10 protein-coding genes are annotated in these 12476 nt (G+C 52.9%); all 10 read right to left on the minus strand.

Translation table 11 applies throughout. The features are described 5' to 3' along the window. Positions 1 to 5 precede the first annotated feature (5 nt). Positions 6 to 1400, minus strand: a complete 1395-nt coding sequence (gene wcaM, locus E6P06_RS18350; protein WP_139935542.1) for a colanic acid biosynthesis protein WcaM — start codon at positions 1398 to 1400, stop codon at positions 6 to 8. Between the two features lie 11 nt (positions 1401 to 1411). After that, a complete protein-coding gene (wcaL, locus tag E6P06_RS18355) occupies positions 1412 to 2632 on the minus strand; it encodes a colanic acid biosynthesis glycosyltransferase WcaL (RefSeq protein WP_139935543.1) in 1221 nt (406 codons plus the stop codon). Further along, positions 2629 to 3909: a colanic acid biosynthesis pyruvyl transferase WcaK gene (gene wcaK, locus E6P06_RS18360; RefSeq protein ID WP_003841813.1), complete on the minus strand. Its 1281-nt coding sequence runs from the start codon at positions 3907 to 3909 to the stop codon at positions 2629 to 2631. Before wcaK ends, wcaL begins: the two co-directional genes overlap by 4 nt. 23 nt (positions 3910 to 3932) lie before the next feature. Further along, complete coding sequence (gene wzxC / locus E6P06_RS18365; RefSeq protein ID WP_139935544.1) at positions 3933 to 5411, minus strand: colanic acid undecaprenyl disphosphate flippase WzxC; 1479 nt, start codon at positions 5409 to 5411, stop codon at positions 3933 to 3935. 1 nt (position 5412) lies between these two features. Then, positions 5413 to 6807, minus strand: a complete 1395-nt coding sequence (gene wcaJ / locus E6P06_RS18370) for an undecaprenyl-phosphate glucose phosphotransferase (protein WP_061549040.1) — start codon at positions 6805 to 6807, stop codon at positions 5413 to 5415. A gap of 54 nt (positions 6808 to 6861) precedes the next feature. After that, complete coding sequence (gene cpsG, locus E6P06_RS18375; protein ID WP_139935545.1) at positions 6862 to 8232, minus strand: colanic acid biosynthesis phosphomannomutase CpsG; 1371 nt, start codon at positions 8230 to 8232, stop codon at positions 6862 to 6864. A 135-nt stretch (positions 8233 to 8367) separates the two neighbouring features. Continuing rightward, positions 8368 to 9804 carry a mannose-1-phosphate guanyltransferase gene (cpsB, locus tag E6P06_RS18380; protein WP_139935913.1) on the minus strand — a complete coding sequence of 479 codons (1437 nt, stop codon included), beginning with the start codon at positions 9802 to 9804 and terminating at the stop codon, positions 8368 to 8370. 2 nt (positions 9805 to 9806) lie between these two features. Next, positions 9807 to 11030: a colanic acid biosynthesis fucosyltransferase WcaI gene (gene wcaI / locus E6P06_RS18385; RefSeq protein ID WP_139935546.1), complete on the minus strand. Its 1224-nt coding sequence runs from the start codon at positions 11028 to 11030 to the stop codon at positions 9807 to 9809. Continuing rightward, positions 11027 to 11506 carry a GDP-mannose mannosyl hydrolase gene (locus E6P06_RS18390; RefSeq protein ID WP_139935547.1) on the minus strand — a complete coding sequence of 160 codons (480 nt, stop codon included), beginning with the start codon at positions 11504 to 11506 and terminating at the stop codon, positions 11027 to 11029. The genes wcaI and E6P06_RS18390 overlap by 4 nt, the downstream gene beginning before the upstream one ends. A gap of 2 nt (positions 11507 to 11508) precedes the next feature. Continuing rightward, a complete protein-coding gene (locus tag E6P06_RS18395; RefSeq protein WP_003841801.1) occupies positions 11509 to 12474 on the minus strand; it encodes a GDP-L-fucose synthase in 966 nt (321 codons plus the stop codon). Positions 12475 to 12476 lie beyond the last annotated feature (2 nt).

Consider the following 12476-nt stretch of genomic DNA (forward strand, 5'->3'; position numbering starts at 1 on the left):
TGGGGTTACCTCCCCTGCCCCGGTAGTCGAAAATTCACCGCTTCTACATTCACTACCTGATGGTTTATGCGGTCGATGTCAACTGAACTTTGCCCGACTTCGTTTACTGCATGAACACTGGCCAGCGAGAGTAGCGTGTCCTGTTTAGCCATAAACTTACCGCGTACGTCCTGGCGCAGATCGAAGTGCATCTTAAGTGCGGGACCCGTAGCCGATTGCTGCATCACCCTGATGTTACGTAAAAAAAGGTGCTGCGGTTGGTTGTGCAACTCAAGCGTGGCATGCTTCATCTCCACGTTGGTGATGGCCACGAATGACGTTGCATTACCAGAGGAGATCTGAATTCCGCGTAATTTGTATTCACGTTTGGTGTTATCGAGATGGATATTATTTAGCTTAAAGTTTTGTGGAATGGATAAATATCGACCTTTGATAACGCCATAACCAATGAGCATACCTGCGCTGTTCTCCATATTGATATTATCGATCACGAAGTTATCACATCCATAAATAGCAACCGTCGCATTATCAATGCCCGCTTTCTTACTGAAATCCGGTGTGATATTTCGCGCGGTAATATTACGAATGATAAAATGCTTGCCGTTCTCCACATGAACTAACTGCCGACAGTCGGTACCGGTGATGTTCGCCACCACGAAGTTTTTTACCGCCAGTTCATCGGGATAGCTATTGTCATAGGTACTGCCCGCCAGCCCGATACCGATGCCCCAGTTCACATTGCCATTGGTACAGTTAATACGTTCAATGACGTGGTCAGAAATGAGGATGTTGCTGTCGTTGATAGCCACATTCCACTCAATGGCATCTCCCTGGAGATCGCTAAATCGGCAGTTTGTAATCTTTACGCCATCCATTCGGTTATGAAAACCCTGACGCAAAATCCCATAGTTAGCGCGTGTGACAGTAATATCATCGATAATCAGATTACGCATCAGCCTTGAAGTTTTACCGCCGATATAGATTTGCGTCACCGGACCGAAACCGCTCATGGCAATCCTTTTTATTACACAGTCCGAACCACGCACATCCAGGGTAACGTTCTTCAGGCTCCCGCCCTGCTCGCCCACCACTTTGCATCCATCCTGCAGAATAAAGCGCCCACGACCATTGCCACTTATTCGCCCTTGTATGAAGAGCGTTTTGCCTGGCGGAATAACAATAGCAGTATTGAGATCCTTACATTCCAGGCCTTTTGGTACGACGACCATTTGCCCTTCTTTGAACGCCTGCCTGAAAGAGGCCACCCAATCCTGTGGGTTGTAATCCTGAATGTTGACGCTGCCCGATGATTCAAGCGCGCGAACAACGGGAGAATGCAGCATGACAAGCGCAGAGCCCGCCGTCAGAAAAGTTCGGCGTGAGAGTTTGTTCTCTGACATACAACCTCGATTTACATCGTTTGCAGCAGACTGGCTAACTGTTTATTGATAGCTAACTGATTAAATTCATTTTCAATTTTTTCACGCGCACACTGAACAATCGACTGTACCTGCTCACTGTCGAGCAGGCTAAATGCCGCTAAACGCTCTGCCAGTGCCTGCGCGTCGTTTTCCGGTGCCAGCCAGCCTGATTTACCCGACTCGACCAGCTCCGGGATCCCGCTGTGAACGGTGGAAATCACCGGAATACCCACCGCCATTGCCTCCATCAGTGCCACCGGGATCCCTTCCATATCGCCGTCTCTTCCGGTGATCGAAGGCAGCAAAAATACATCCGCCTGTTCAAGCATCTCCTTTACCTGATGACTGGGCTTAAAGCCGGGCATCTCAATAACGTCATCGAGTTGATATTGCTCGATCAGCGTACGTAAACGACGCTCCCAAGGGCCGATACCCAGAATTCGATAACGAAATGAAACGCCCTGCTCTTTTAACTGACGACAAGCTTCGATGGCGAGGTGCAGTCCTTTTTTCTCGGTTAACCGGGCAACAGAGATAATCTCCAGCGGTGTAGTTGGCGATTTCAACTGGCGTGGCGTAAAGCGTGTCATATCGATTCCCATACGCGAGACGGCAATTTTTTGCGGCGGGCATCCCATGTTTTTTAAACGTCCGGCCCAGAGATTGCTGATGGGCAACATTAAATCACCGCGTTGAAACAGCTGCTGATACTCAGGGGTATAGCGGGCCAAAACGCCCCGGTGCGAAACATCAACCCCATGAAATACCGTGGCGATTTTTCCGCGGATCATCCCAAGCTCACGCAGCTTGGCGGCCGTTACGCCTGCGGGCCCAAAATGAGCAATAAAGACATCCGCCTCAAACGCTTGCGGATTCCCGCCGCAAATAGCTGCCAAAATCAGATTGCGCGCCTCATCGCCATAGCGTGCAACATTGAGCGCTTTCCAAGTCGCTGCGCGGGTAATACCGTGCAGAGCCGCCGCTGCCCTATATTTCAGTTTCGCCAGTTTGCTTTCCGGTTCATTCAGCAACCAGCGAGTTTTTTCACCCAGACGGTAGGTATTAAAGGAGGCATGAGTATTTTCAAGATCGCCCTTCTGCAAAGCGACAATCTCCACGTCGTAGCCCATATCGATAAATGCGGTTATCTGATTGAGTACAAATGTCTCGGAGGAGAGCGGAAATTTAAGCAGGAAAAAACCAATCTTCATTTATCCCCCTCAATACGCGTTAAAACCGACTGCACCATGCGTACCCCACGTTCGCGTTCGCGCATAACCGCGTCGCCGAGACGTATGCGCAGCTCAGGTAACTGTCCGAGAGTATCGGCAACCTTCCCTTCGAGACCGCCATCGAGAAGATGACGAATATCAACAGCCATCTCCGGTAACCCCAGTTGTTGCATGATCCCGGCCGATTTGTGCTCGTAGTTAATGGCGATGGCAGGCGTCATAAAATTCATCGAGATGATGGCAGAATGCAAGCGAGTCCCCACCGTCAGATCGCAGGCGCCCAGAATCTTCCCCATCTCCAGATCGTTAAGTTCATCCATCACCACGTGATATCGGGCCGGATCGTTAACATACTGGCGCAGGTTTAACGCCACCATGCGGTCATCTTTGTTGTAACTATCAATACCGGTGCAAGTTGACAGCGCTATCACCTGGTAACCTTCGTCGAGGATGCGGTTCACCACCCCGGAAAAGGCTTGCTCATAGGCCTGCTGAGTTGTCCCCAGACGCTTATCAAAAGGAGCCAGCTCACGCAATGTAATGGCAACGGTCTTCTGTTTAGCCGCCATGTCTAACCAGTGCTGTACCGCATAACCTGGCTCAAAATCCTCATGATGGTTGTCAACCAGCCAGGCCGTATCCACGCCAGTTTCGACTTTATCCGTGGTAATTGCGCTGCGCTTCATCAGATCCAGACTGACGGATTCACGTAAAATCAACGCATTACAGTGACCAAACACGTAGTTCGCCAGTTGATTAAACTGCTCATCCTGGAATGGCCCCACGCTGTGACCAATCATGTACAGCGGTTTTTTCGCCATAAACGAACACAGGGCATGTTCAAACTGCGGCACGCCATACAGATCGACAAAGAACGATCCGCCGACCTGGATGATGGCGTCATAGCGCGACAGCAGACGGACAAAATCGGTAAAGCCCTGGGCGATAGCGATATTGCGCAGATTACCGGAATCGGTAACACGCGAGAGCAGTACCTGATGCTGATAGCGACGACGCAGCACTTTCTTCACGCGCCCCATAACACCCGCTGCGTTGTTGTGTTGCTTCATCTGCAAATACAGCGGGTCGCCCATCACCGGGCGGTTTAACAACCACGAAGAGCTCACCGGGTAACGGCTCATCACATCCACTTCGGTCTCGGGACGCAACGCGTTAATGGCATCCAGCAAACCGCGCAGGATCGCGCTATCCCCTCGGTTCCCGCAGGTATGGTTGCCTAAAATTAGTAATTTCATTATGACCTCTTAAAACGTTGTTCTTATCCCGCACGGAGCAAGGTTTTCATTTTTTCACTGCGACAGAGTTGGCGTTTTATTTCCACCACCAGCGGATGGCGCGACAGCACAATCATTAGCGCAAACACCAGTGCTCCTGCCGCTATCTGGATCCCCAGCAGCGCGCTTAATGGCACCAGGTTACGCAGGGTTAAGCCCAACGCATAGCTCACCACAAGGGTTGGTAAGGAGAGATACAACGGCAGCCACAGGCTGAGCATGTACTGACGGTAGCTGGAGCCAAGAACAGGTTTGATCATCACGAAGTAGCTGAGGATCGTGTTAATCACCTGGACCAACAGAAAGCCCAGCGTCACGCCAATCGCCCCCGCCAGATGACCGCCAATGAAAATGGCAGGAATAAACAAAAAGGTTTTGAACACATTGAATTTGAAGCTGATATCGACCCGGGCTTTCGCCATCAAAAGCGATCCTATTGGATTCCCCACGGATCGCAGCAAACCCACAATGCACAATAGTTGCAGGACCGGAATAATGCCGTTCCACTTATCGCCGAATACCAGCGGCACCACGTTATTCGACACCACCATCAGTCCCAGTAGCGCTGGGAAGTTGATAATCCCAACCACTGACAGCAACTTGTAAAAATTCACTCGTAGTTTTTCGCTGTCGTCCTGGATTTTGGCAAACGCCGGAAACAGCACGCGGGTGATAATCGGGTTCAGTTTGATCGGCGGGACAACCGCCACGTTCCAGGCGAGATTGAATCCGCCCGCCACGCCAGCTCCCAACGTGCGAGCTAAAACCAGCGTGGAAAGGTTGGTATTGATGTAATTGATGATGCTGTCTGCCGTCAGCCATGCGCCAAAACGCAGGTTCGACGAAACGGATGCCAGCGAAAAATGCAGCCCGGGTCGGTAAATCCGGCGGCCAAAATAGCCGAACAGCAGCGTACGTAGCGTACTATTCACCAGATACCCAAGAATGGCCGTCAGCGCGAGCGGCCAGAAATGGGCGCTGACCACGGTAAAGGTAAATCCAGCCAGCACCGAACTGGTTTCAATCATGCCAATTTTGTTGAAGGCCAGCTCTTTTTGCATCAGCGCGCGAAACTGCTGCCCGTGCGGTATCACCACAAACGCCAGTGATAAGGTTTTGATGAGCGGTGCCAGTTCTGGGTTATTGAGCACATGGGCAATCGTCTCGCTCAGCAAAAACATCGCCACGCATACCATGATACCCAGCCCAACATTTAGCCAGTACAGCGTCGTCAGCTCCAGATAACCAATCTCTTTGCGTTGAATAATTGAGTTGGCGATACCGAAATCCGACAGCGTATCGGCCAGCGCTATGATCACCAGCGACACGGTTAACAACCCGAACTGGTGGTTATCAATAATTCGCGCCAGGACGGTCATCTGAATAAGTCCGAGCCCAATAATGATCACCGTGGCAATCGCCGACCACTTTGCGCCATTAAGCGTTTTTTCTCGTAAGCTCATGTTAATACGCCGCTTTGTTAACAAAGCCTTTGAATATCGTCAGAAAAACAATTTTGATATCGAACCACACGCTCCACTCGCGAATGTATTCGAGGTCAAACTCCACACGTTTCTCCATTTTTTCCAGCGTATCGGTTTCACCGCGCCAGCCGTTGATTTGCGCCCAGCCGGTAATACCCGGTTTCACCTTATGGCGTAACATGTATCCCTCAATCAGTTGGCGGTACTGTTCGTTATGCGCCACCGCATGCGGACGTGGTCCGACGATAGACATCCCCCCGGTGAGCACGTTAATAAACTGCGGCAGTTCATCAAGCGACGTCCGACGCAGGAAATTTCCCACAGGGGTAACGCGCGGATCGTTTTGCGTGGCCTGCGTCACCACCGCATCGTTTTCCATCACTTTCATTGAGCGAAACTTCCAGACTTTGATCGGCTTCCCATCCATGCCATAGCGAGTCTGGCGGAAAATCACCGGTCCTTTGGAGGTCAGTTTTACCAGTAGTGCTATGCCACACAGCACCGGGGAAATAAGTAGCAGGATCAGTGAAGCCAGCACGATATCTTCCGCGCGTTTTAACAGACGATTAATCCCCGAGAGTGGCGTGTCATACAGTGGCACCACCGGAATGCCGTTCATCTCTTCAATCCGGGAATGCAGAATGTTGAAGGTAAAGACATCAGGAATAAGGATCACTGAACAGGTGGTATCGGCCAGCTCGCGCACCAATTTTTTGACGCTGGCACCATCGCTCATCGACATGGCGATATAAACGTTATGAATGCGTGAGGCTTTGGCGTCATCCACCAGTTGTTGCAGATTACCGGCCCAGTCGCGGGAGTTTTTTCCAGGGATAGGGTCGTGATAGACCCCCGCTACTTCAAACCCCAGCCACGGTTCATGGCGAAAACTGTCCAGCAGCATTTGTCCAGCTGGCAGGTCCCCTGCCACCGCCACCCGACGAGTGTTGTACCCGCGATTACGCAGCCATCCCGCACCGTAGCGAATAAACGAACGACTCAACACCAGGCCAACACTGGACAGCAGATACCACGCCAGCCAGACGGCGAGACGGTTATCAAAATCGTTATTAAAGGCGATCAGACCTGCGCAAAAAATCAGGCTCAGCGTCCAGTTTTGCAGCAACAGCACCAGCTCAGTGGTCATTTTGACACCACGCCAGGAGCGATAAAAATCCGTTATGCCACCGAGCATCTGAAAAACGACCAGCGTGATCAGCGCCACCAGCAGGTGCATGTACAGGAAAGGCAAACCGCTTAATTCGCAGATTACCCACAACCCGCCAAACATGATGGTGATATCTGAAAAGCGTTGCACCATCGAAATTAACGACGCATTGGTTTTGGCGCGCTCGCGCTTCTTTAGATGTGTCATCGTGGTTCCTGTTAGTCACCCTTTGCCCAGAATCGGGCAAAGGAAGCACCAGCATTACTGATTCAGTAACGCCAGAAGAGTGCGCGTTCGCGCTTCCATCAACGGAATATCTCCGCGCGATTCCACGTTCAGGCGCACCACCGGTTCGGTATTGGAAGAGCGTAAATTGAAGCGCCAGTCGACAAACGACATGCTGATACCGTCCGTTCTGTCAACCGTCAGCGCCTCACGGGAAAAATGCTGCTCCACGCGCGCAATCGCTGCCGCCGGCTCTGCCAGCGTGCTGTTTATTTCACCACTCGCCGGGTAGGCCACCATCCGGTCGCGGACCAGTTCGCCCAGCGACTGTCCTTTCAGAGACAACAATTCCGCCACCAGCAGCCACGGGATCATGCCGCTGTCACAGTAGGCAAAGTCACGGAAATAGTGATGCGCACTCATCTCACCGCCGTAGACGGCATCTTCGTGGCGCATCCGCTCTTTGATAAACGCGTGTCCGGTTTTTGACATCACCGGTTTACCGCCTGCCGCCGTCACCACATCCACGGTGTTCCAGGACAGACGTGGGTCGTGGATAATTTTCGCCCCCGGATTCTTCTCCAGAAACGCTTCCGCCAGCAGGCCGACAATGTAGTAGCCCTCAATGAACTGACCTTTTTCATCGAACAGGAAGCAGCGGTCAAAATCACCGTCGAAGGCAATCCCCATATCCGCGCCGTGTTCAATAACCGCGTTGCGCGTGTCAGCCCGACATTCCGGCAGCAGAGGATTGGGAATACCGTTGGGGAAGTTGCCATCCGGCGTATTGTGGATTTTGATAAACTCGACCGGCACGCCCAATGTTTTAAAACGGGCTTCAATGGCGTCCACTACAGGGCCTGCCGCGCCGTTGCCGGAATTGAGCACCAGCTTCATCGGTTTCAGATTGGCGGGATTGATGTAACCCAGCAGGTGGTCAATGTAGGCATCACGGGTAGTAATACGCTGGTAGCGGCCACGTTTTGTCTCATCAACCGCCGGGAAGTCGTTGGCTTCCGCCAGGCGCTGTACGTCGCGCAGACCGGTATCACCGCTGATGGGCCGTGCCCCTTCCCGCACCAGCTTCATGCCGTTGTAATCCATCGGATTATGGCTGGCGGTCACTTCAATACCGCCGTCAATACCCAGGTGGAATGTGGCAAAATAAATCTCTTCGGTACCCGACATGCCAATATCCAGCACATCCACCCCCGCATCCTGTAGTCCTTTCGCCAGCGCCAGCTTCAGCGTCTCACTGGTCAGGCGCACATCGCCGCCGAGGACAATCGTTTTTGGCTTCAGGAACTCACCGTAAGCGCGGCCAATACGCCACGCGATATCTTCATTCAGCTCTTCGCCCAGCCTGCCGCGAATATCGTAGGCTTTGAAACAGGTTAATTTCGTCATGATTTACCCTTCTTCAGGCAACAGGAGGCCCTGACTCTTAATGAGCCTTTTAATGAGTGTTAAATGCATTTCCCGGCGCGCTTCGCTTACCGGGCCTACGGTGTTGTAGGCTGGATAAGCGAAGCACATCCGGCATCAGGTACGCCCGTATCTGTCCGCAAACCGCACCACATCATCCTCATCGAGGTAAGATCCGGAGCGCACTTCAATCAGATCGAGCGGGATTTTCCCGGGATTCTCCAGACAATGGGTCGCCCCAAGCGGAATATAGACAGACTCGTTTTCAGCGAGCAGTTTGATGTCATCATTGATCGTCACTTTCGCGGTACCGGCCACCACTACCCAGTGTTCAGCCCGGTGATGATGCATCTGCACGGACAATCCTTCACCGGGTTTAACGGTAATTCGCTTCACCTGGTAACGGTCTCCGGCATCAATGGAGTCATACTTGCCCCACGGACGGTAAACTTCACGGTGAATATGGTGTTCATGTCGTCCGTCAGCTTTAATTTGCTCCACCACTTTTTTGACGTCCTGCACCGCGTTGCGATCGGCGATCAGCACCGCATCTTTGGTCTGCACCACCACCAGATCCTTCACCCCGACGGTCGTCACCAGGCCAGATTCGGCATACACGTAGCTGTTTTCCGTTTTGTGGCTAATGACGTCGCCATGATGCACATTGCCTTCGGCAGTATGGGCGCTGATTTCCCACAGCGATGACCAGGAGCCAACATCGCTCCAGCCTGCGTTCATGGGCATCACCACCGCATCGGCCGTACGTTCCATTACCGCATAGTCCACAGACTCTTCCGGACAGGCGAGAAACGCCTGTTCATCAACGCGGATAAAATCGAGATCGGGGTCGACCGTACTCATGGCATTCGCACAAGCCTCAAGAATGTCGGGGCGGTACTTTTCCAGTTCTTCCAGGTAACGTCCGGCGCGGAACAAGAACATGCCGCTGTTCCAGTAGTAATCGCCGTTCGCCACATAAGCCTGCGCGGTTTCCAGATTGGGTTTTTCAACAAACTGCGCCACTTCGAACGCCACGGCGTCGGTATTCGTTGGCGAAACCACGCCACGGCGGATATAGCCATAGCCCGTTTCCGGCTGGTCCGGCACGATACCAAACGTCACCAGCTTACCCGCACTGGCATAGGGCATAGCATTGCGAACCGCCTCGCGAAATGCCTCTTCGTCGGCAATCATGTGATCGGCCGCCAATACCAGCAGCAGCGGATCTTCCTCCGGGCTTTGACGTTTTGCCGCCAGTGCGGCCAGCGCTATCGCCGGTGCCGTGTTACGTCCGGCGGGTTCGAGAATAATGTTCTCAGTCAGCTTGTGCAGTTGCCGTAGCTGTTCCGCGACGATGAAACGGTGTTGTTCATTACAGATAACCACCGGGCTTTCACACTCCACGCCATTCAGACGACAGATCGTTGTCTGCAGCATAGTGAGATCACCTTTCAGGCACAGGAACTGCTTTGGATACAATACGCGGGACAGAGGCCATAAACGGCTACCCGAGCCACCGGCCATCACTACCGGAAAGAGTTTGCTTTGACTCATCATTAACCCCGAATATCAGCAATAAATTGGCTAAGCACGTTATCTTTATCCAGCGTGCGTTCGGCATAGTCACGTGCCACCGTATTGACTTTTGGCATCCTCAACGCTTGTTGGATACCGCAAACCAGCGCATTTACCGATTCCGGCTCCACGCATACAGCGATGCCTGGAACAATGTTACAGAGCTGCCCCAGCTCGGTTTCCGGCTCGGCGGTAATCACAGCGTTACCACCAACGGCGAGGATATTGGTCAGTTTGGAGGGCAGTACGGCATCCGCCGCACCGCGCTTTTGTACCACCAGATGACAGTCCGCCATTTTGAGCAGTGCAGGCAGCGCGTCATAAGATTGCAGCGGAAAGAACATCACATTGTTCAGGCCGCGTTCGCTGGCCATACTCTCCAGCCGCGCTTTACCCCCGCCCTGCCCGACAATCACAAACAGCCAGGGCCGTTCGCTCAACAGGGCCGCTGCGTCGATCACACTCTCCAGTCCTTGCTTTTCACCAATATTGCCAGAGTAGAGAATGATTTTTTTTCCATCAGGTAAGCCCAGCTGCTGGCGCAACGCCAGAGCATCGGCGGCGTCCACATCGCGAAAACGCGCTACTTCTGACCAGTTCGGAAAGAAAATAACCTTCTGTGCATCAACGCCCTTTTCCTGTGCTTTATTCATCATTGAGCGAGAAATGGTCGAAATATGATCCATATTCAACAGCCCACTGCGCTCAAAGGCGCTGGCCAGTTTTGCCACCAGACCGCGCTTGCCTTTGCCCGCCATGCCAAGTCCCAACATGGCATCAACCTCGTAGTCCTGAATATGCAGCAGCGTGCGCGCCCCGGACAGCTTCGCCAGCAGGCGCATTCCCGGCGTACAAAACAGCGTCGGTACTACCCCAATGATGCGATCCGGCTTCCAGCGGCGCTGCGCCAGCAGCGGGAAGAAACTGCTCAGGGCGAAACTGCCTAAATGCAGTAGACGCTTGAGCGTGGAGGGCTGCTCAGGCACATACAGCGGGCAACGCCAGACGATGGCATCGCCCTCTTCACGATGGTAGCGCCAGGATGAATAGCGACCGTTGACTTTCCACTGCGGATAATAAGGCGGCGCAGTGATCACCCGTACGTCATGCCCCTGTTGCGCCATCCATTCCACCATTTCACCGGTGTATTTACCGATACCGGTCAACTCCGGCGAATAGTTGATGCCATACACAAGGATCTTCATAGCCCGGGTGCTCCGGCCTGACTCTTCTCACAGAAGTAAGCCCGGCTGTTGTCGTGCACGTGGTCACTGGCCAGAATCTCTTCAATTGCCAGCCAGCGGTACGCGTCATGTTGAACGTCAGGCAGTTGCAGGTCGTTTTCCGACACCCGCAGACGAAATCCCAGCACGATGTAATGCGTTGAGAAATCTTCCCCGGAAAAGTTGTCGTCATAGAAGTGCTGCCAGACACCGTAAAACTGCGCAGCGGACAGCGGTAAACGTAACCCCAGCTCAGCTTCAGTAAGCCGCTCAAAGGCCGCGTGCAACGGTTCATCTTTTTGCACCCGACCGCCGGGCACAAACCAGTACCCCTGCGCAGGACGATTGAGGCGCTTGCCAAGCAGAAATTCACCGTGGGCGTTTTCCACGATCAAATCGATGGAAATCAGCGGAGTTGAACGTACAACGGTGGAAAAATCCTCATGACGTAAAAACATGCTTACCCCCGGTAACGCTGCTGGTTTTCAAGAAACCACTGATATGTACTGGCAAGTCCCGCTTGCAGAGATATCTCGTGATACCAGCCCAACTGATGCAGACGCGTAACGTCAAGCAATTTGCGCGGCGTGCCGTCCGGTTTGCTGGCGTCAAACACCACGCGCCCCTTGTAACCCACGACCTCCGCAATAGTCTGCGCCAGTTCACGGATGGTGCAGTCCACGCCGGTACCCACGTTGATATGCGACAGCATAGGCTGGGTATATTCCTGCAACACTTCCTGAGCCAACTCCATCACGTGGATACTGGCCGCCGCCATATCGTCGACATGCAGAAATTCACGCATTGGCGTCCCGCTGCCCCATACCACCACATCCGGCGCATTTTGCCCGCGAGCTTCATGAAAGCGGCGCAGCAGCGCCGGGATCACATGCGAATTACTCGGATGAAAGTTGTCATGCGGCCCATACAGATTGGTCGGCATCACCGAGCGATAATCACGGCCATACTGTCGGTTATACGATTCACACAGCTTGATACCGGCAATTTTGGCAATCGCATACGGCTCATTGGTCGGTTCAAGTGTCCCCTGCAACAGTTCACTCTCGGCGATTGGCTGGGTAGCTTGCTTGGGATAAATACAGGATGACCCGAGAAACAACAGTTTATTCACGTTATGCAGATGTGCAGCATGAATAATGTTGCTCTCAATCATCATGTTTTCATAAATAAAATCAGCAGGATAAGTATTGTTTGCCACAATCCCTCCTACTTTTGCCGCCGCCAGATAAACCTGGTCAATACGTTCAGCGGCAAAAAACGCCTGCACCGCACTGGCGTCCAGCAGATTAAGCTGGTCGCGGGTACGCAGCACCAGCTCCACATTATTTCGCTGCGACAATTGTCTGACGATGGCGGACCCCACCATCCCGCGATGGCCCGCCACAAAAATACGTTGTGTCTTCATCC

This window comes from Citrobacter sp. CF971, from assembly GCF_006385635.1.
GTDB classification, from domain to species: Bacteria; Pseudomonadota; Gammaproteobacteria; order Enterobacterales; family Enterobacteriaceae; genus Citrobacter; species Citrobacter freundii.